Below are 19,137 nucleotides of genomic sequence, written 5' to 3'. Positions count from 1 at the left end.
CTATAAGCTATATTTCCCTATCAAGTTCTAGGGGTATCTCTATAATAAACTTACTTCCTTCGTTAATCTTGGATTCCACTTTGATGTCATAAGATAAATATGAACAAATATGTTTTACTATAGATAAGCCAAGTCCGGTTGATTTTTGATTTCTTTTCCTAGACTTATCCACCACATAAAACCTCTCAAAAACTCTCTTTTGATCAGCTTGGCTCATGCCTATACCAGTATCCTTAATTATCAGAAAATAAGAATTATCTCCTAGGTCGTAATCCACTGTGATACTACCAGATACCTTATTGTACTTTATGGCATTATCAAAAAGATTTGAAACTAAATCATAAAACAAAGATTTAGAAGTATAAATTTTATATGGTTTGACCTTATTTGTCACAGTCAAATCTTTACCACAAGCTATACGGTCATATTTTTCTACTGTTTCCGATACAACATCATAAATATCAACTTCCTCAAAAGATCTCTCAAAGTTTTGCTCATCAAGCCTTGAAATCTTAAGAATATCATCAATTATTTCAAGTAGTCTGTTGCCTTCTTTGTAGATAATTTGACTAAATTTTTTGATGTCATTTTCTTTTGCTATACCAGTCGCAATTAACTCTGCATAGCCATTTATAGACGTTAGAGGGCTTTTTAGCTCATGAGTTACATTAGCTGAAAATTCCCTTCTCATCTGTTCAGCTCTTTTTTCCTCAGTATTGTCTATTATTATCATTGCGAAGGCTTTTTTGGAATAAGTTGAAAGTGGGTCTATAAATATACGCAAATTGTAGCCATTTAAGTTTATATCCACATCTTTACTGCGTTTTAATATTGAAGCTTCCCTAAGAGCCAGACTATACTCCCTGTCGTCTATTAGATTTGTAATCCTTACAGTATTATCTACCCCTAGGTAGGTTTTTGCAGAATCGTTAATTAGCTCGACATTGCCCAAGCCATCAAATAATATAAAACCTTCCTTCATATTTGAAGTAATAGATGTAAACTCCTTAAGCTTTGATGAAAGAATGTAGTTCTCATCTTCTAGTCTATCAATTCTATCATTATAAGCAAGTAATATATTAGAAAACTCTTCATAATCCTTACTTTTTAATAGATGGTCTACATATTTTATCTTAAGTCTAGATGTATAAGAATCAATGTTCTTAGCCTCTTTTTTATTAATATATAAATAAGTTATTAGACCTAAAAATAAGTGACCAACAAGTAAGGGAAATGACAAATAATAACTAATATTATTTCTGGTACTTAAGGCAAGAAGCTTATCAGTATTTGACACAAAACTTAACCTATAGCCCAAGAGTCCATCATAAACCTTTATGGTCTTTGTGGGAGTCTTAGCAAGTTTGGCCTTGGATTTAATCCTACCAGCATTTAATTTGCTAGGATTGTAGTAAATTTCATTATTGCTATCTACAAACACTACAGATGTCTGAGGGTGTGTATTATTAAATTGTTCTAATGTATCTAAAAAGTCAGCTTCATTTTCCTTAAGTAAAAGAAAGCTCAAAGCATTTTCGTAAAAATTACTTTGAGCATCCTTCTTGTTTTTTATGGAAAAAAAATTGCTGATTAAAAAGCTAGCCAGTATAAGGACTAAGGCTAGACTTTTCAACTTTTTTAATGCAAGATTTTTCATATGTCTCCAAATTTGTATCCTAGATTTCGAACTGTTTTTATATGCTTACCCCCTTCTAGGAGCTTGTTTCTAAGAGAAGCTATATGTACATCCACTGTACGAGTTTCCCCCTCATAATCGTAACCCCAAATCTTTAATAAGAAGTCTTCACGAGTAATGACATTGCCCATATTATTCATAAATAATAATAGCATTTCAAACTCTTTGAAGGTCAAATCTATAGGTTTGCCATCAACTTTTACAGTTCTTTTTCTAGTGTTGACTGTAATATTATCGTAGTTTACATGATCATTATCTTTTTTGCTAGATCTTCTCAAAATTGCCTTGACCCTTGAAATGAGCTCAAGGATGGAAAAAGGTTTTGTAATATAATCATCGGCTCCCGACTCAAGACCCAATACCTTGTCGAATTCATCCGTTCTTGCTGTAAGAAGGATTATAGGTATATCAGAGAATTCTCGGATTTCTTCAAGAATTTCTATACCATCTTTGCCTGGTAGCATGATGTCTAGGATTAAAAGCTCTCCACCTTCTTTTTTAATTAGCTCTACAATATCTAAACCGTCTTCAAAAGTCTTTATTTGATAGCCTTTTTCTGATAGAGCATAATCAACGAGATTTCTTATAGACTTGTCATCTTCAACTACATAAATCATCCTACAACCTCGTTGCTAGATCGCCTACTCTTGCTAATCTATCTCCAAGTCGTTCAAAGTACTTATATAATAACACTTTTTCGGATAATTCCATAGGTCCAATTGCATTTTTCTTGTTTTGATCAGCTATATAAGAAATTGCCTCTTCAAATAAGGCGTTGTTTACCTCATCATCTTCAATAGTTTTTAAGCCAAGGTCATTGTCGTTGTTTACAAAACTTTCGATACTATTTTTAGCCATTTGTCTTTCATTTACAATAAATCTTTTTACAAAATCATTTTCTTCATCTGTTAGGCTATATTCTAATAAAATCATAGCGGCTTGGGCTAGGTGGCTGGAAATCCTTTTATAGGTACTTGCAAGTTTTATACTCATTTGCAAAAATCTAAGGTCTCTGGCTACTGGCTGTTGCAAAGCCAGTAGCTCAAAGCAAAATCTTTCTATATCAGCTGCATTTCTTCTGATATCATCGTTTAATTCAACGACTTCTTCAAGATTTTTTTTATTTTGGTTTTCTAAGTATAAATCAATTTTATCGTAGCAAAGGATAACCAGCTCCATTAGCTCATTTGCCATTAATCTAACAGAATCTAGATCTTGTCTATATCTAGTTCTCATACTGATTAACCAAACCTTCCTGTGATGTAATCCTCTGTTCTCTTATCTCTTGGATCTTCGAAGATAGTTTTTGTTTCATCCATTTCTATAACTTCTCCTGTTAGGAAGAATGCTGTTTGATCTGAGATACGAGCAGCTTGCTGCATGTTGTGTGTTACTATTACTATTGTATACTTCTCTTTTTAAACTTCCATCAAATCTTCAATTGCCGCTGTAGAAATTGGGTCAAGTGCACTTGTCGGTTCGTCCATTAGGATGATTTCTGGTTTTACAGAAAGGGTTCTTGCTATACAGATTCTTTGTTGCTGACCACCAGAAAAAGAAAGAGCATTTTGGTCTAGCTTATCTTTTACTTCATCCCAAATAGAAGCTTGTTTTAGCGAAGTTTCTACTATTTCATCAAGGGTATCCTTATCTTTTATGCCCCCAATTTTTGGTCCATAGGTTAGATTGTCGTAAACTGATTTTGAAAATGGGTTTGGACTTTGGAATACCATTCCTACCTTACGACGTAATTCTACCACATTGATATCTGATTGATATATATCTTGGTTATTAATTTTTATAAGACCTTCTATTTTACAAGAATCAACTAGGTCATTCATTCTGTTGAAGCATTTTAAGGTTGTTGATTTACCACATCCTGATGGTCCTATAAATGCTGTAACTTGACCTTTTTTGATATCCATATTGACACCCTTTAGGGCTTGGAAATCTCCATAATATAAGTCTAGATCTTTTACTAAAATAGCAGTTTCTAAATCAGAATACTTATTTTTACGATCTAGTGTATGCACTGGTTTAGAATCATCTCTATCATCATATCCTAGTCCATAGCCTTCATTGCTTTCAGAAGAGTTTGTTCCTTGTTCAACATCTTCTGATTTATCTTTACTATTGTTTGCTTCTTGGCCTTGTTCTTTGATATTTGATTTAGAAGAAGATTCGAATGTTTGTTTATCCATTTAATTCTCCTATTATTTAACTAATTCTTTTGTAATTCTACCTGATATCCAGTTGATTACAATTACGAAAATTAGCAGTAATACTGCTGTTGCGTAAGCTTCCTTAACGTGGAAACCTTCTGAAGAAAGCATATACATGTGTATAGCTAGGGTTCTACCTGAGTTTTTGAGGCTGGTTGGTACAGAAGGTTGGGTTCCCATCGTGTAAATCAGTGCTGCTGATTCACCTACAATCCTACCTGTTGCAAGAAATATACCCCCCAAGATACCATCCATAGCCTCTGGTATAACTACTTTAAATATTGTTTGGATTTTTGTAGCTCCTAGGGCAAGGGATGCGTGAGCTTGTAGTGGGTTTACTGTATTTATCGCTTCTTCTGTAGTTCTAATAATCGTAGGTAAGATCATAATTGCAATTGTTAAGCAACCTGCAATCAATGAATATCCCATACCAAGTCCCATGTTTACTCCACTTACAAAGAATAAGTAACCGAAAAGACCATAAACAATTGATGGGATTGATGATAAGATTTCTGTCGAAAATCTTACTGCTTTTATAAAATGCTTGTTTTTTGCATAGTTTGATAGGTATACTGCTGTAAATATACCCATTGGTAGTGTTATTAATAATGTTAAAATTATTGTAAATAATGTCGTTACTAATGCTGGCATAATGGAAACATTTTTTGATGTGTATTGCCATTCAAATAATCCAGGTGATATATTTGGAATACCTTGGATTAAAATATAAGCTATGATTATTCCACTAAAAGCATACGCCAAAAAAGTAAATAACATTACAAAAATTTTATATGGTTTTGTCATATTTTACTCCTTAGTTTCATAATTATAGCTTACTTTCGTTCTTATCTCTGATGATATTAAATAAGATATTTATTATTAATATGAAGAAGAATAGCACCATGCCTGTGGCAATTAGTGATTCTCTGTGCATTCCTGATGCGTAACCCATTTCCAAAACTATGTTTGTTGTAAGGGTTCTAGCTCCCTTTAAAATGGAGTCTGGCATTCTCGGTTGGTTACCTATTACTAGATATACAGCCATTGTTTCACCTATAGCACGTCCTATGGCAAGAATTATCGAAGAGAAAATACCACTTTTTGCGTATGGTATCATAACCTGGTGAATAGTTTCTTCTTTTGTTGCTCCGAGTGCAAGGGAACCTGTATAAAAAGATTTTGGTACTTGACGCAGAGAGTTCTCTGATATATTTACCATTGTAGGCAAAATCATAATACTAAGTAGTATGGATGCTGTTAGCATATTGTACTGTGGTGCACGGAATATCTTTCCTATGAGTGGTGCAAGCACAACCATAGCAAAGAAACCATATACTACCGATGGGATAGCTGCCATTAAATTGATTAGTGATTTTAGAAATCCATAACTTTTATCAGCATAATATGCCATATATATAGAAACAGCTAGGCCAAAAGGTAGGGCTATAAGCGTTGACACTAGCGTTACTATAATAGAGCCTACTATCATAGGAAATATTCCAAAGCTAGCAGGCTTTGCTGTTGGGGCCCATTTAGAACCCGTTATAAATGGAACAAGTCCGTATTTACTTACGAATTTTATTCCTGATCTAAAGATAAAGAATATAATCAATAAAATAAGTATTACGGACATTGCTGCTGATATAAGGAATATGATTTCTCCAAATCTTTCCTTAAAATTTTTCATTTATTATTTTAAATCTCCAGTATTTGTAATTTCTCCAGAGAAGATTTGTCTTAGCTGTTCAACTGTTAAATCTTCAACTTTACTTTCAGTATTAACAACTACTGCTATACCATCTGTTGCGATAACTTCTGGTGTAAGTTGTTCTTTTTCTTCATCTTTAAGTTCTCTTGAAGCCATAGCGATGTCTGCTGATTCGTCTATTGTTGCTTCAATACCTGAAGATGATCCTGTAGATTGTAGGTCGATTTGTACATCTGGGTTAAGTTCTTTGTAAGCTTCGATGAATTTTTCCATTAATGGAGTAACTGATGTAGAACCAGCAACTGTGATGCTACCGCTTAAACCTTCAGCTCCTTCATAAGCTTTTGTATCGCTTAGAGGTACATAACCTTCTTCTTTAACAATTTCTTGAGCTTCTGTTGATAGGCAGTAAGCTAAGAAGTCTTTTGAAATATCGTTTAGTTTATCTTCTTTGTAAGCAAGGTTAAATGGTCTAGAAATTTTGTATGAACCATTTACAATGTTTTCTTCTGTTGCTTCAACGCCTTCTACTTTTACAGCTTTAACTGTATCGTTTAGTGAACCAAGAGAAATATAGCCGATAGCATTTGGATCTTGAGCTACTGATGTCATTACTCCGTTTGTAGAGTTTTGAACTACAGCATCAACTGTTGTTTTGTCTTCTTTTGTGCCATCTGCTGCTTCTTCTTCAAGACCAACAAGTTCGATGAAAGCTCCTCTTGTACCTGAACCTTCTTCTCTTGAGATTACTGAGAAGTCATAGTCTGCTTGATTAGCAGTATCTTTTGTAGCTTCTTTAGCTGCAGGTTCTTCTTTAGTTTCTTCTTTAGTTTCTTCTTTAGGTTCTTCTTCAGTTTTTTTAGCTTCTGTATTTTCTTCTGTTGTAGCTGCAGGTTCTTCTTTTTTATTTTCAGCTGCGTTGTTACCACATGCAGATAATACTAATCCTAGGGATAAAGCTGCTGCAATTATTTTTGAATTTTTAAGTGTCATGAAAAATCTCCTTATAGTTTGTATAATTTTGTTTTCTTAAGTAGTGTACAGGAAGATAATTAAGATTAGTTAAAGCCTTTGTAAAATTTATGTAAAATAATCAATTATTGGCTAAATATTGCTTATTCCAAAGTATATTAGTACTTTATCCACATATATTATGTCTTTAACACACTAATTTCATAAGCTTGACATTAGATTATATAAAATTATAATTTATAAATAATGAATAATTAGATAAGAGGCAATAATGACACAAGTAATTTTTCCACAAGGATATAAGTCAAATAAAGACTTATATACCACCCAACTATTGATAAAAGAAATAAAAGACTATTTTCAAATAAACTTAGCAAACAATTTGAACCTAAAAAGAGTCAGTGCGCCACTTTTTGTATCCACAGAATCTGGCCTAAATGACAACCTAAACGGCCACGAAGGACCAGTAATCTTTGATGTGCCAAACGCTGGCAAGGAAGAACTTGAGATAGTTCACTCCTTAGCCAAATGGAAAAGATACGCCCTTAAAAAATATGACTTCAAAGTTCACGAGGGCCTATATACAGATATGAACGCCATTAGGCGTTGCGAAGTTCCAGACAATACCCATTCATTTTATGTAGACCAATGGGATTGGGAGCTTATAATAAATAAGGAAGATCGAAACGAAGTATACTTAAAAGAAATAGTAGAAGTAATATATAGAACCTTAAAATCTCTAGATGAATACTTATCTACACTTATTCCAGATAGGCACAAACTTTTAAAAGATCAAATAACCTTCATTACTACAGAAGAGTTACTACAAAAATATCCTGAAATCGAGGATGCAACCGAAAGAGAAAGGCTTGCGGCCAAAGAATATGGGGCAATATTTTTAATGCAAATAGGTGGCAAGCTATCAAACGGCCAAAAGCACGACAACCGCGCCCCAGACTACGACGATTGGCTACTAAATGGTGACATAATAGTATATAACCCAGTCCTTGATAACCAGATAGAGCTATCATCAATGGGTATAAGAGTAGATCCACACAGGTTAAACGAACAACTTAAGCTTTCAAATAACCTAGAAAGACTAAAATACGAATACCACAGGATGCTAATAGAAGGAAAGCTACCTCTTACCATAGGTGGAGGTATAGGCCAATCTAGACTATGTATGTTCTTCTTACAAAAGGCACACATAGGAGAAGTCCAAGTATCCTACTGGCCAGACCAGCACAGAAAGGCTCTAGAAAACAGAGGCATATACTTACTATAAATATAAAAGAAAGCAGAATATGAGCTAGCCCCAAAATCCGAAATACGGATGGAGGGGTTTTCTTATGTAAAAATTCCAAGAAAAAAACCAGAGCTCATATTCATAGCTCTGGTAAATGAATCAACATCATTGTCGGTAAATTTTATATTTTCTTTCAAATCAGCTTTCTATTCTGCACTTAATAGCTCAACAGTTGATGTTAAAATATCTGAATAAGAATATGAAACTGTTCGTTCTACGTCAAAATCGTTGTTAACTTTTACAGTAAAAACGCTAGGGAATGCATCTACAATGACACCAGTTTTGGTTTTGATGCGTTTTCTGCCCATATCAGCTTTAAGAATTACTTCTTTGCCGATATTGTCTTTGACTTGCCTTCTGATATCATTAACTGACCTTTGCTCCATCTAATCATCCTCTCATTTAATACTAATAATAATTATACTTCATAGATAGCAAAATGTCAAAAAACGATATATTATACTAGTTTAGCCAACCTTGTCAAATATTTTCGTAAAATGCTTTGTAGGCCTTGCAAGTTGAGTACAAATCAGCCTTTGAAATCAATTCTGTTGGAGCGTGCATTGAGACAACTGGAGTACCACAGTCAACTACATCCATGTTGTATTCTGCTAGTATATAGGCAATTGTTCCGCCACCACCAGCATCTACTGCACCAAGTTCACCTGTCTGATAGATTACCTCATCCTTATCAAAAGCAGATCTTACTTCTTGCAAGTATTCTGCATTGGCATCGTTACTGCCACCTTTTCCACCTGAACCTGTATATTTTGTAAGGGCAACTCCACATCCAAATTGGGCAGAGTTATCAAGCTCTGATACATCTTTAAAGTTTGGATCATAGGCAGCTGTTACGTCTGCAGAAAGTACTTTTGAATTAGCTAGGGCACGTTTTAATGATATTAGATTTGCTTTATCATTTATATTTAATAGCTCAAGAACTGTATTTTCAAAGAAGTGTGATCCCATGCCTGTTGCTCCAGTTGATCCAATTTCTTCCTTATCAACAAAGAGTCCTACTAGAGTTTTCTTTGGGTTTTCTACACTTAATATCGCATTTAAGGCCGAGTAAGAGCAAACTCTATCATCGTGGCCGTGGCCTATTATCATAGAGTTATCAAGTCCTGCATTTCTTGCCTTGATAGCAGGAATAGCTTCAAATTCTGCTGTTATGAAGTCCTCTTCAATTATGCCATATTTTTCATTTAGGATTCTTAGGATGTTTTTCTTAACCGGGTTGTCAGATTCATCTTTTAGTGGAATTGAACCAACTAATATTTTTAATTGTTCACCTTCTATAACTTCTCTGGCAGATTTATCCATTAGTTTTCTTGATAGGTGGATTAGAAGTTCTGATATTGTAAATACTGGTTCATCGTCCTTATCCCCTATTGAAATTTCTAACTTTTCACCAGATTTTGTGTATATTACCCCATGAAGTTCTAGTGGAATAGTTGTCCATTGGTACTTTTTAACTCCACCATAATAGTGGGTTTTAAAATATGCTAGGTTTGAATCTTCAGAAAGAGGAACTGGTTTGAGGTCAAGTCTTGGACTATCTGTATGTGCTCCTACAATAGCCATTCCATTTTCTATATCTTCGCTACCAATTACAAATAAAGCAACACCCTTGTTTTTGTTTAGGGCATATACCTTATCACCTGCTTTTAGGCTTTTTGATGCAATTTTTTCATTAATGTCCACAAAGCCCTTCTCTTCAGCTCTTTTGATGATTTCCTTGGCAGCAAGTCTTTCGGTTTTGGCTGTGTTTAGAAAGTTGATATAATCTTTTGATATTTCTTCAAGCTCATTTTTTTCATTATCATCAATATTTAGCCACACATTTTTTCTTTTATATTCCATATTTCCTCCTAAATAAGTTTCCAAATATTTTTTGTAAATTCTACTGGATCTTCTATTTCTAGGCCTTCTATAAGTTTCGCTTGGTCTAGCAAGAGATTTACTATTTCTTTTTTCTCATCATCTTTTGCATTTTGTAGAAGTTCATAAGCCTTGGTGTTTTTGCCGATTTCTAGAACTTTTTCAGCCTTGATTTCTGGTGCATTTGGTTGATTTTTGAGAGCTTTTTCCATCTCAATTGAGATATCCCCTCTTTGTTTGATCATTGCTGGTACATCTTCTAGCTTGTCTGTAAATTTGATGTCAACTACATCATCTCCTAGACCTTTTAATAGTTCTTCTACCAAGTCCTTATCATCAGTATTTTCTTCTGTCTTTTCATCTTCTTCAGCTATAGACTTAAACTTAAATCCTTGGTATTCATCAAGCATCCTTATTAGGAATTCGTCAATGGTTTGGTCTAAAAGTAGGACATCTCTACCATCTTCCACCATTGATATGGCTGGGGAATTCTTGATTTTTTCTATTGAATCACCTGTTGCATACAAGATATTTTCATCGGTTGATTTCATATTTTCCTTGTAGGCCTTTAGTGATATAAGCTTATCTTCATTTTTTGAATAGAATAAAAGTAGGTCTTCTAAGTCTTCTTTCTTTGCTCCAAATGATTCATAAATTGCTACTTTAATATTGTTGCCAAATTCTTTGAAGAATTCTTCGTATTTTTCAGGCTCTTTTTCCATCATTTCAAGAAGATGGGCGTTGATTTTCTTGTTGATTTGTCTTGAAATAACCCTTAGCTGCCTGTCTTGTTGTAGGCTTTCCCTTGATATATTTAGGGTTAGATCATCACTTTCAACAACACCCTTTGCAAAAGAATATGCATCATCAATAAGGTCTTCACTTCTTTCCATAATCTTTACACCGTGAGTATAAAGCTGTAGACCCTTTTGATAGTCCTTTGAATAATAATCAAAAGGAGCTTTTTTGGGAATGTAGATTAGAGACTTAAATTCTACCATGCCCTCTACCTTAAGATGTAGCCAAGAAAGTGGTTCGTCAAAGCCAAAATGTTGGTCTTGGTAGAAGTTGATGTAGTCCTCATCTGTTAGGTCATTCTTATTTTTCTTCCAGATTGGCGTTTCAGAATTTAGGATATCATAGTCTTTATAATCTTCGTATTTTGGATCATCTTCTGTAGAATCAGGAGCAGGTCTTGTTTTATTAACTTCCATCTTGATTGGATATCTGATGTAGTTGGAATACTTGCTTATAAGGTTTTTAATCCTAAATTGATCTAGATAGTCGTCATAATTCTCATCTTCAGTGTTTTCTTTTAGGAAAAGTGTAATTTCTGTTCCGTGATTTTCTTTTTCTATTTCTGAAATTTCAAAACCATCGGCGTTTTCACTAAACCACTCATAAGCCTTATCTTCTCCATATTTTTTTGATTTTACTATAATTTTATCAGCTACCATAAAGGCAGAATAAAATCCTACACCAAATTGACCGATTAAATCCTTAATATCGGAGTTTTCAACAGTTTCCTTAAAGCTTTGGGTGCCAGATTTGGCTATAGTTCCCAAGTTTTCTTTCAAATCTTCTTCATTCATTCCTATACCAGTATCAACTACTGTAAGTGTTCTATTTTCACTATTTGGAATAATTTCTATATAATAATCTTCTTTGTTTGTTTCTTTGTCAGATTTTAAATCCTTGTAATATATTTTATCTAGTGCATCTGAAGCATTTGATATCAACTCTCTTAAAAATATTTCTTTGTTGGTATAGATTGAGTTGATCATCAAATCCATAACTTTTTTTGCTTCAGCTTTGAACTCTTGTTTCATATAACCTCCTTAGCACTCTGATAGACTAACTGCTAATACTATACTAAGCCTAGGTTAATTTTCAATTAATTCACTTTCTATCTCAGCAAGTCTTTTTGCTTTTTTTACCAGAAGCTTTTGTATGGCAATCCTCTCTTCTATATATTTTTCCTTATTTTCCTTAATCTTTTTTTGCGAAAGTTTGCTTGTGATAAAAAGGCTTATGGCAAATACAAAAAATGTGATGCCAACTAAGACATTATTTTCATCCAAAAAAATAACCTTACTTATTAACAATCCAATTAGGAGAGTAATTATTATAGGTGGAGTAACTACCTTGTAGAAAGCAACTGTATTTCCTACATTTGCTACAGCGTCATTTGCTATTTTTAAATCTTCTCTTAACTTTAATATTTCCTTTGTAATATCTTCTTTTTCTCTTAATAATTCTTCTTTTTCCATCATTCCTCCATAAAAAGTACAAAGCTCAATCCCTAGTCAAGTACTTGTATTTACTCCAAATTGGAGTAACATAATCATAAGAAAAGGGGGCGCTTAAATGGAAAATACAAATACAACTGGCACAGTTGAAATCACCCGCGATATGCTTATAGGTGAGATTATCCAAGCTAAGCCAGAAACTATAAATACACTACTAATGGCCGGTATGGGATGCATAGCTTGCCCATCTTCACTGTATGAAACATTGGAAGAAGCATGCATGGTTCACGGAATGGACTGTGAATACCTACTTGACCAGTTAAATAGATAAACTCGAAGTTTTAACTTCGAGTTTTTATATTTCTACATATCTATTGTCTTTGCTTAGATCAAACAGAAATCTTATGAAACTTTCCTTATATCTTACGAATCTTTCCTCTCTTCTAAGATTGAGCACTTCGTCAAGACTTGCCCATTTGGTATCTGATACTTCTTCTTCTTGTAAGATTAGACTATCTATGTCAACATCTTTATTGATTACATAAAAGTCATCAAAGCCCATAGGAAAATTGGCCGTTACAAGTGGCCTTATGTGTTTAAAATCTATATCTAGACCCAACTCTTCAAAAAGCTCTCTTTTAGCTCCCATTTGTGAAGATTCATGTGTTGATACTGCTCCCCCGCAAGTCACATCCCAAAGGCCGGGCATCTTTTTATTTAGAGTTCTTTGTTGGATTAGTAGCTGGCCAAGTTTATTAAATATACAAACGTGAACTACCATCCTATAAAAACCCTTTGGCTGGGCAGATCCTCTTATATAAGTTCTATCAGTTTTTTGTCTATTCTCATCGTATAAATCCATTATCTCCATGATATCACTCCTAGAGTATTATTACCCAATTAGTCTAATATATAAAAAATCCTAGCCGAAGCTAGGTTATTTTTAGTTACTACCAGTCATTGCGTTTGTTAGTCTAGGTATTACTTGTTTTTTACGACTTAATACGCCAGGAGCTGATATTGTTCCATTTGTTACCTTGTGGCCAAACTCTTGTTCAATATCTTCAATATGCTTACCTACAACAAGTAATTCGCTTGTTTCATTGAATATATCTGTTAAGACCAGAACAAAGGTTGATTCACCGTTTTTTTGAATTTTTTCTTCCATAAGACCAACTATCTCTTCCCTAAAAGGTTCTAGCTCTTCTGGATTCATAGTCATCACTTGGCCAACTCTGACATTCTCACCACTAATAGTGAAAGTTTTTACATCGCCTTCTACTATATCTTTTGGAGATTTTTCTTTTAGAGAGGTACCAGCCTTAAACATTTGATTTGCAAAGTCTTCTACGTCAATATCAGCAATTTTGCTCATTCTATCGACCATACGTCTATCGACATCAGTTGTTGTTGGAGATCTAAATAGCAAGGTGTCTGATATGATTGCCGCACATAGTATGCCGGCTATTTCTTTGCTAGGTCTAAGTCCACTTTCTAAATACATTTCTGAAACAATAGTTGCAGTTGAACCTACTGGTTCAGCTCTAAAATATAAAGGTGCTGTTGTAGATATGTTTGCTACCCTATGGTGGTCGATAATTTCAATTATTTCTGCTTGATCAATATCATCTACTGATTGGTTCTTCTCGTTGTGGTCAACTAGAATTAGTTTTTTCATTTTTGATGAGATGAGGTGGTATCTAGAAATTGATCCTACAACTTTTTTGTTGCTATCAACAACAGGATATGATCTAAATCTAGATTTCCCCATGACTTCTCTTACTTGATCAATGGTGTCATTTTCAGAGAAATATATCAAATCTCCTGTAGTCATAACATGGCCAACTGGTATTGTCATTGGTAAGAGACGAGAGGTCATAAATGTATTAAATTCTGTGGATAAAATTGTTACATTGTTGTTATATGCATAGTCCTTGAGGTCTTCATCCATTGAAGAACCATTTGTAAGAATGATTAGGGAAGCCTTTCTAGCGATTAGATATTCTACATAATCTGTTCGGTTACCTAGGATAACTATTTCGCCTTCACCAAAGTATGAATCAAAGTCTGGATCATCGTCATTCATGGCCATGACAGTCATCTTGCCATCTAATTTGCTTGGATTTTTTGGCATTACAAGTGGTTTTGCTTTCAAAACATCTATAATATTTTCAATTGGTGTGTTTGCTCTGCCAATTATCTGGTCATCCCACACGTCCATATATGATTTGGTTATATTTGAGAGCGAAGCTATACCAATTAATTTCCCATTATCGTCAATTACTGATAAAGAGTGGGTTAGTCCTTCTTGAAAGATGTTCCAAGCTGTCCTTACAGGTATGGATGGGTCTATAGCAAAGGACTTATCAATATTTATATCCTTTACTTGTAAGAGCATAGATTCTTTAAGAAGAGGAGCTTCAAGTCCAAAATAATTTAGGACAAATTTGGTTTCTGGGTTAAGCTTTCCTAATCTAATAGGAATAGCATGAACATCTCCTTGTCTATTTTTTAGGTCAGCATAGGCAAGACTTGCTACGATTGTGTCAGTGTCTGGATTCTTGTGTCCGGTGATGTAAACAGTTTCTTTCATCTTCTCTCCTTAAATAAACTCAACTTTTAACATTTCAATTTTGTATCTGTCAACCTTATCCACTATTATATTAATATTATCAACATCAACCATATCCCCTTCAACAGGAATTCTCGATAAGTGGTCTATAACATAGCCTCCTATGGAGTCATTTTTAATCTCTTGAATGTCCAAGTTGAAATACGCGTTAAAATCGCTTAAATGTAGGGATGGTTTTACTAGGTAGGTATTTTCGTTTACTTTAAAAATATCTTTGTCATCAGTATCATACTCGTCGTCAATTTCGCCAACTAGCTCCTCAACTATATCTTCAATTGAAACAAGTCCACTAGTCCCACCATACTCATCAATGACCACAGCAAGGGATACATTTTCGCTTCTCATATTTGTAAACAGGTCAAATATGTGCATATTGTCATAAACATAAAAGGCAGGCCTTACAATTTCTGCAAGATCTAAATCTTTTCCTTCCGCAATGGCAGAAACAATATCCTTCATATGTAAGATACCTATTATATTATCAATGTTCTTCCCATAAACAGGTATCCTAGAGTGATTAGTGTTCCTTAATAGGTCATTTAGTTCTTCTTCAGTACAATCAAGGGATATAGCTTCCATATTTGTTCTTGGAGTCATGATATCTGACACGTCAGAATTGCCAAACTCAAAGACATTATTTATCATTTCACTTTCTTCGTTATTGATGACACCCTGTTCTTCAGATACATCAACTATGGTCTTCAAATCTTCTTCTGTAACTATGCTAGTTTCTTCCTTCTCCCCAATTAGGGCCTTTGAAATAGCTCCTGTAATCTTTCCTAGAATAAAATTAATTGGTTTTAAAATAATATCACAAAATCTAATTGGCCTAGCCACCCTTAGAGCCAGCTCTTCGCTATTTGCAGTAGCTATATTTTTTGGTGTTACCTCGCCAAATATAAGGATAACAATTGTAAGAATGATTGGAGAAATAACCGCTCCGCGAGCTCCCATGACTTCAGTAAAAAAAATAGTAGCAACTGTCGTAGTTACAATATTTACTATATTATTTCCTATAAGTATTGTCGTTAGAACAGATCCTATATTATCCACTAATTTTTTCACTAAAGGAGCCTTGGCAACTCCGTTTTTTTCCATTTGTCTAATTTTAAATATATTTACACTTGTAAGGGCAGTCTCAGATGATGAGAAAAATGCCGATAAAAAAATTCCAATTATTATTACTATTAATCGGATTATATTTCTAGTACTCATATATCCTCCTAGGGATATTATAATGTATGACCCTTAAAAAATAAAGAACTTTAGCGAATTTTAATTTTTTGCGTATAATACCCTTGTATCATTAAATTTTAGGAGGAAATAATGGCACTTGAATCGTTTAACGAACGTAGATTCAAACTACGTGAACATGGTACAGATACCCGTACAGAAATTATGGCCGGCATAACTACATTTATGACAATGTCCTACATTTTAGCTGTAAACCCTGCAATTCTTTCTGACGCTGGAATGGATGGAGGAGCGGTATTTACGGCAACTATCCTTGCATCAATAATAGCAATGCTTTGTATGGCTTTTTATGCAAATATGCCTTTTGGCCTATCAGCAGGTATGGGATTAAATGCGTTTTTTGCTTATACGGTAGTAAGCCAAATGGGTATGAGCTGGCAATTTGCACTAACAGCAGTATTTATTGAAGGTCTTATATTTATAATTTTATCATTCACCGGTATACGCGAATCATTATTTAATGCTATACCACTTAACCTTAAAAAAGCAGTATCAGTTGCTATAGGACTTTTTATAGCCCTAATAGGTTTGATAAACGCTGGTATTGTTGGAGTTGGTGAAATCTCTCTAGAGCTTTCAAACATTGCATCTGCTGAAGGTTTTGTATTCTTTTTTGCACTTATCGTAATGGTAGTACTTACAGCAAGAGGTGTTAAAGGCGCCCTATTATGGGGAATCTTAGCTTCAACTATAGTAGGACTTATCACAGGAGTAACACATTTCCCAGAAGGAAATACTATCATGTCCCTACCACCAACAATAAAACCAATAGCATTTCAGTTAGACTTTTCTAACATTTTTTCTTTTGAAATGTTCTCAGTTTTATTTTCATTTTTATTTGTAGATATCTTTGATACCCTAGGAACTCTAACAGGAGTTGCTACAAAAGCAAAAATGCTTGATAAAGACGGTAATCTGCCTGATGGATCAAAGGCCTTATTAGCAGATGCAGTAGGTACAACATTAGGTGCCTTACTAGGAACATCAACAATTACAACCTTTGTAGAATCATCTGCTGGTGTAGCAGAAGGTGGAAGAACTGGTCTTACTGCCTTATCAACAGCAGTATGCTTTGCAATTGCAGCATTTTTCTTCCCACTATTTTCTATAATCCCAGCTCAAGCAACAGCAGCAGCTCTAGTAGTAGTAGGATTATTTATGTTATCAACTGTAGTAGAAATTAACTTCTCAGACATTACAGAAGCTTTCCCAGCATTCATGACCATACTAATGATGCCTGCAACATATTCTATAGCTGAAGGCATATCATTTGGAATGATATCATATGCAGGAATCAAACTATTAACAGGTCGCGGCAAAGAAGTAAGTCCACTTGTATATGGTCTTGCAGTAATATTTTTACTAAGATATATAGTTCCAGTTTTCTTATAAGAGCAAAAAATTCGCAAAAAAAGATTGCCACAAAATTTGATGTGTACCCATAAAACTGGACACAATATTTAATTAATTATTAGTGGATGCTAACCTATATTTTGTAGGCGGCATCCATTTTGTTTTTGATTGAATCCTTTCGTTGTTGTAATAGTAAATATATTCCTCTATTACTTTTGAAAATTCTTCAAAAGAGCTATAGCTCTTTTCATATCCATAATAAACTTCATTTTTTAGCCTTCCAAAGAATGTTTCCATTATGGAGTTATCATAGCAATTCCCTTTTCTTGACATGGATTGTCTTATACCATGTCTTTTAAGCTCATTTACATAATATTCATGTTGGTATTGCCAACCTTGATCTGAATGTAGAATTAAGTTATCTAGTTTTGGAAATTTATTAAATGCTTTTTCTAACATATTTGATATCTGATTTAAGTTGGGACTTAAGGATAGGTCGTAAGAAATAATCTCATTGGTATACATATCAAGTATTGGAGATATGTAGCACTTACCCCAAGAGAATTTAAATTCTGACACATCAGTAGTCCATTTTTGTAGAGGTCTATCTGCCTTGAAATCTCTATTTATTATATTATCAGCTACTTTACCTACCTTCCCCTTATATGAGTGATATTTTTCCTTAGATCTTTTTCCAAATAGTTTTAGCTCATGCATTATTCTTTGAACTCTTTTATGATTTATGACATAACCTTGATTTATCAGATCCATATATACTCTTCTTACTCCATATCTTCCTTTGTGTAAGTTAAATATTTGAGTTATTTTATCTGCAATATGACTATTCTTAATCTTTATATTATCAACTTTGTTTATTTCAAAATAGTATGTTGATCTTGGCATATCAATAGCTTTTAAAAGATATTTTAGTCTGTATCCTTCTTCTTTGAGTTCTTTGACAATCGCTGCTTTTTCGCCTTGAGTTGCGCAGCGTAACGTTCTTCTCTCAAGGCGATCTCTTTTTTTATTATTTCGTTTTCTGCTTTTATATATTCATTTTCTGCTCTAAGTTTTATTAGTTCTTCTCTTTCAGATTCATTAAGTTCTTTTGCTTTATGGTTATTATTATTTTTCATACTTGTATTTTTAGATTTACGGCCTTTCTTTTTATTCACAAGACCATTATATCCATAATTTTTATACTTGTTAACCCATGAATAAAGTTGTCCATCATTGATTCCATTTTCGATTGCTATAGATTTTATGGAATTTCCAGCTAACACTTTAGATATCATTTCTAATTTCTCATCAGCAGTCCAATTAATATTATTTCCGTGTTTTAAAATTTCTGGTCCATGAAGTTCTTCTAACTTAAACCATGTTCTAATTGAATCATGAAAGTTTTTTTCTTTAGCTCCTTCAGGTGTATCAGGCCATTTACCTTCTCTATACAATTGTACGCATTCTTTTTTGAATTCATAACTATATTTCATAAAAATACCCTCCTTACTGGTTTGTCCAGTAAAGAGGGTACATATCAATTACGGCAATCTTTTTAATTTACAATTTTTCATTAACAGATTTGATTTTTTCTTCCATATGAGCTTCTTTGTCTCTCCTGTCATCCATCTTAATAACAGAATAAACTCTCTTAGCTCCTGCATCAAAAACTTCTTCTTGCATTTGTCTAACCACTTTTAATAATTCGTCTGGGTCTCCTTCAAGAACTGTGCCCATAGGGTTTAACTCATGCTTTATCCCAGATTCTTTGAGTATTTTACTAGCAGCTGCTACATATTTACTCACAGATGTAGACTCAGTTCCAATTGGTACCAATGTTAATTCAAGTATAGCCATTTCTTCT

The 19,137-nt window shown here is 33.8% G+C and carries 19 protein-coding genes and 1 pseudogene; 3 read left to right on the top strand and 17 right to left on the bottom strand.

Annotation, left to right across the window (positions count from 1 at the left end):
• Positions 1-7 precede the first annotated feature (7 nt).
• The 7 genes and pseudogenes from BQ7474_RS01755 to BQ7474_RS01725 all read right to left on the bottom strand — a co-directional run bounded on the left by BQ7474_RS01755 (position 8) and on the right by BQ7474_RS01725 (position 6,619).
• A complete protein-coding gene (locus BQ7474_RS01755) occupies positions 8-1,657 on the bottom strand; it encodes a sensor histidine kinase (RefSeq protein ID WP_073997348.1) in 1,650 nt (549 codons plus the stop codon).
• Positions 1,654-2,313 (bottom strand): response regulator transcription factor, encoded by a 660-nt coding sequence (locus BQ7474_RS01750; RefSeq protein WP_073997347.1) that lies wholly within the window; start codon positions 2,311-2,313, stop codon positions 1,654-1,656. The genes BQ7474_RS01755 and BQ7474_RS01750 overlap by 4 nt, the downstream gene beginning before the upstream one ends.
• Before the next feature lies 1 nt (position 2,314).
• Positions 2,315-2,932, bottom strand: a complete 618-nt coding sequence (locus BQ7474_RS01745) for a phosphate signaling complex PhoU family protein (RefSeq protein ID WP_073997346.1) — start codon at positions 2,930-2,932, stop codon at positions 2,315-2,317.
• 5 nt (positions 2,933-2,937) lie between these two features.
• Positions 2,938-3,729: pseudogene (pstB, locus tag BQ7474_RS01740) on the bottom strand (phosphate ABC transporter ATP-binding protein PstB).
• A 180-nt stretch (positions 3,730-3,909) separates the two neighbouring features.
• Complete coding sequence (gene pstA, locus BQ7474_RS01735) at positions 3,910-4,722, bottom strand: phosphate ABC transporter permease PstA (RefSeq protein ID WP_073997345.1); 813 nt, start codon at positions 4,720-4,722, stop codon at positions 3,910-3,912.
• 22 nt (positions 4,723-4,744) lie between these two features.
• Positions 4,745-5,605, bottom strand: a complete 861-nt coding sequence (pstC, locus tag BQ7474_RS01730; RefSeq protein WP_073997344.1) for a phosphate ABC transporter permease subunit PstC — start codon at positions 5,603-5,605, stop codon at positions 4,745-4,747.
• 3 nt (positions 5,606-5,608) lie between these two features.
• Positions 5,609-6,619 carry a substrate-binding domain-containing protein gene (locus tag BQ7474_RS01725; RefSeq protein WP_073997343.1) on the bottom strand — a complete coding sequence of 337 codons (1,011 nt, stop codon included), beginning with the start codon at positions 6,617-6,619 and terminating at the stop codon, positions 5,609-5,611.
• A gap of 250 nt (positions 6,620-6,869) precedes the next feature.
• On the opposite strand from BQ7474_RS01725, the gene asnA reads away from it, so the two are divergent.
• Complete coding sequence (gene asnA, locus BQ7474_RS01720; RefSeq protein WP_073997342.1) at positions 6,870-7,883, top strand: aspartate--ammonia ligase; 1,014 nt, start codon at positions 6,870-6,872, stop codon at positions 7,881-7,883.
• A 167-nt stretch (positions 7,884-8,050) separates the two neighbouring features.
• Here the strand turns inward: asnA and BQ7474_RS01715 are convergent, their stop codons facing one another.
• The 4 genes from BQ7474_RS01715 to BQ7474_RS01700 form a co-directional block, all read right to left on the bottom strand.
• Positions 8,051-8,290, bottom strand: coding sequence for a Veg family protein (locus BQ7474_RS01715; RefSeq protein ID WP_073997341.1), 240 nt, complete (start codon positions 8,288-8,290; stop codon positions 8,051-8,053).
• Between the two features lie 94 nt (positions 8,291-8,384).
• Complete coding sequence (locus BQ7474_RS01710) at positions 8,385-9,767, bottom strand: aminopeptidase (protein WP_073997340.1); 1,383 nt, start codon at positions 9,765-9,767, stop codon at positions 8,385-8,387.
• Positions 9,768-9,775: 8 nt separating this feature from the next.
• Positions 9,776-11,614 (bottom strand): molecular chaperone HtpG, encoded by a 1,839-nt coding sequence (gene htpG / locus BQ7474_RS01705; RefSeq protein WP_073997339.1) that lies wholly within the window; start codon positions 11,612-11,614, stop codon positions 9,776-9,778.
• Between the two features lie 54 nt (positions 11,615-11,668).
• Positions 11,669-12,055, bottom strand: a complete 387-nt coding sequence (locus BQ7474_RS01700) for a hypothetical protein (protein WP_073997338.1) — start codon at positions 12,053-12,055, stop codon at positions 11,669-11,671.
• Between the two features lie 97 nt (positions 12,056-12,152).
• On the opposite strand from BQ7474_RS01700, the gene BQ7474_RS01695 reads away from it, so the two are divergent.
• On the top strand, positions 12,153-12,365 hold the full coding sequence (locus BQ7474_RS01695; RefSeq protein WP_073997337.1) for a DUF1858 domain-containing protein: 213 nt from the start codon (positions 12,153-12,155) through the stop codon (positions 12,363-12,365).
• Positions 12,366-12,389: 24 nt separating this feature from the next.
• Here the strand turns inward: BQ7474_RS01695 and BQ7474_RS01690 are convergent, their stop codons facing one another.
• From BQ7474_RS01690 to BQ7474_RS01680, 3 genes are all read right to left on the bottom strand, one after another.
• Positions 12,390-12,905 (bottom strand): NUDIX hydrolase, encoded by a 516-nt coding sequence (locus BQ7474_RS01690; RefSeq protein WP_073997336.1) that lies wholly within the window; start codon positions 12,903-12,905, stop codon positions 12,390-12,392.
• A 72-nt stretch (positions 12,906-12,977) separates the two neighbouring features.
• Positions 12,978-14,627: a putative manganese-dependent inorganic diphosphatase gene (locus tag BQ7474_RS01685; protein ID WP_073997335.1), complete on the bottom strand. Its 1,650-nt coding sequence runs from the start codon at positions 14,625-14,627 to the stop codon at positions 12,978-12,980.
• A gap of 9 nt (positions 14,628-14,636) precedes the next feature.
• Positions 14,637-15,881 (bottom strand): hemolysin family protein, encoded by a 1,245-nt coding sequence (locus BQ7474_RS01680; protein WP_073997334.1) that lies wholly within the window; start codon positions 15,879-15,881, stop codon positions 14,637-14,639.
• Positions 15,882-15,992: 111 nt separating this feature from the next.
• Between BQ7474_RS01680 and BQ7474_RS01675 the strand changes: the two genes are divergently transcribed.
• Positions 15,993-17,312, top strand: a complete 1,320-nt coding sequence (locus BQ7474_RS01675) for an NCS2 family permease (RefSeq protein ID WP_073997333.1) — start codon at positions 15,993-15,995, stop codon at positions 17,310-17,312.
• Positions 17,313-17,384: 72 nt separating this feature from the next.
• On the opposite strand, the gene BQ7474_RS01670 is transcribed toward BQ7474_RS01675, so the two are convergent.
• The 3 genes from BQ7474_RS01670 to BQ7474_RS01660 form a co-directional block, all read right to left on the bottom strand.
• Positions 17,385-18,236, bottom strand: a complete 852-nt coding sequence (locus tag BQ7474_RS01670) for an IS3 family transposase (RefSeq protein WP_073997485.1) — start codon at positions 18,234-18,236, stop codon at positions 17,385-17,387.
• Positions 18,200-18,766, bottom strand: a complete 567-nt coding sequence (locus tag BQ7474_RS01665) for a helix-turn-helix domain-containing protein (protein WP_073997051.1) — start codon at positions 18,764-18,766, stop codon at positions 18,200-18,202. The genes BQ7474_RS01670 and BQ7474_RS01665 overlap by 37 nt, the downstream gene beginning before the upstream one ends.
• A gap of 67 nt (positions 18,767-18,833) precedes the next feature.
• Positions 18,834-19,130, bottom strand: coding sequence for an MTH1187 family thiamine-binding protein (locus BQ7474_RS01660; RefSeq protein WP_073997331.1), 297 nt, complete (start codon positions 19,128-19,130; stop codon positions 18,834-18,836).
• Positions 19,131-19,137: the final 7 nt, after the last annotated feature.

The organism is Anaerococcus urinomassiliensis (genome assembly GCF_900128425.1).
Classification (GTDB): domain Bacteria; phylum Bacillota; class Clostridia; order Tissierellales; family Peptoniphilaceae; genus Anaerococcus; species Anaerococcus urinomassiliensis.
This window is presented reverse-complemented; position numbering and strand designations above follow the sequence as displayed.

What these genes read in the sequence shown, in the direction of transcription:
- BQ7474_RS01755 (WP_073997348.1), bottom strand. Translation starts at nt 1,657, where the DNA reads ATGAAAAATCTTGCATTAAAAAAGTTGAAAAGTCTAGCCTTAGTCCTT.
- BQ7474_RS01750 (WP_073997347.1), bottom strand. Translation starts at nt 2,313, where the DNA reads ATGATTTATGTAGTTGAAGATGACAAGTCTATAAGAAATCTCGTTGAT.
- BQ7474_RS01745 (WP_073997346.1), bottom strand. Translation starts at nt 2,932, where the DNA reads ATGAGAACTAGATATAGACAAGATCTAGATTCTGTTAGATTAATGGCA.
- pstA (WP_073997345.1), bottom strand. Translation starts at nt 4,722, where the DNA reads ATGACAAAACCATATAAAATTTTTGTAATGTTATTTACTTTTTTGGCG.
- pstC (WP_073997344.1), bottom strand. Translation starts at nt 5,605, where the DNA reads ATGAAAAATTTTAAGGAAAGATTTGGAGAAATCATATTCCTTATATCA.
- BQ7474_RS01725 (WP_073997343.1), bottom strand. Translation starts at nt 6,619, where the DNA reads ATGACACTTAAAAATTCAAAAATAATTGCAGCAGCTTTATCCCTAGGA.
- asnA (WP_073997342.1), top strand. Translation starts at nt 6,870, where the DNA reads ATGACACAAGTAATTTTTCCACAAGGATATAAGTCAAATAAAGACTTA.
- BQ7474_RS01715 (WP_073997341.1), bottom strand. Translation starts at nt 8,290, where the DNA reads ATGGAGCAAAGGTCAGTTAATGATATCAGAAGGCAAGTCAAAGACAAT.
- BQ7474_RS01710 (WP_073997340.1), bottom strand. Translation starts at nt 9,767, where the DNA reads ATGGAATATAAAAGAAAAAATGTGTGGCTAAATATTGATGATAATGAA.
- htpG (WP_073997339.1), bottom strand. Translation starts at nt 11,614, where the DNA reads ATGAAACAAGAGTTCAAAGCTGAAGCAAAAAAAGTTATGGATTTGATG.
- BQ7474_RS01700 (WP_073997338.1), bottom strand. Translation starts at nt 12,055, where the DNA reads ATGGAAAAAGAAGAATTATTAAGAGAAAAAGAAGATATTACAAAGGAA.
- BQ7474_RS01695 (WP_073997337.1), top strand. Translation starts at nt 12,153, where the DNA reads ATGGAAAATACAAATACAACTGGCACAGTTGAAATCACCCGCGATATG.
- BQ7474_RS01690 (WP_073997336.1), bottom strand. Translation starts at nt 12,905, where the DNA reads ATGGAGATAATGGATTTATACGATGAGAATAGACAAAAAACTGATAGA.
- BQ7474_RS01685 (WP_073997335.1), bottom strand. Translation starts at nt 14,627, where the DNA reads ATGAAAGAAACTGTTTACATCACCGGACACAAGAATCCAGACACTGAC.
- BQ7474_RS01680 (WP_073997334.1), bottom strand. Translation starts at nt 15,881, where the DNA reads ATGAGTACTAGAAATATAATCCGATTAATAGTAATAATAATTGGAATT.
- BQ7474_RS01675 (WP_073997333.1), top strand. Translation starts at nt 15,993, where the DNA reads ATGGCACTTGAATCGTTTAACGAACGTAGATTCAAACTACGTGAACAT.
- BQ7474_RS01665 (WP_073997051.1), bottom strand. Translation starts at nt 18,766, where the DNA reads ATGAAATATAGTTATGAATTCAAAAAAGAATGCGTACAATTGTATAGA.
- BQ7474_RS01660 (WP_073997331.1), bottom strand. Translation starts at nt 19,130, where the DNA reads ATGGCTATACTTGAATTAACATTGGTACCAATTGGAACTGAGTCTACA.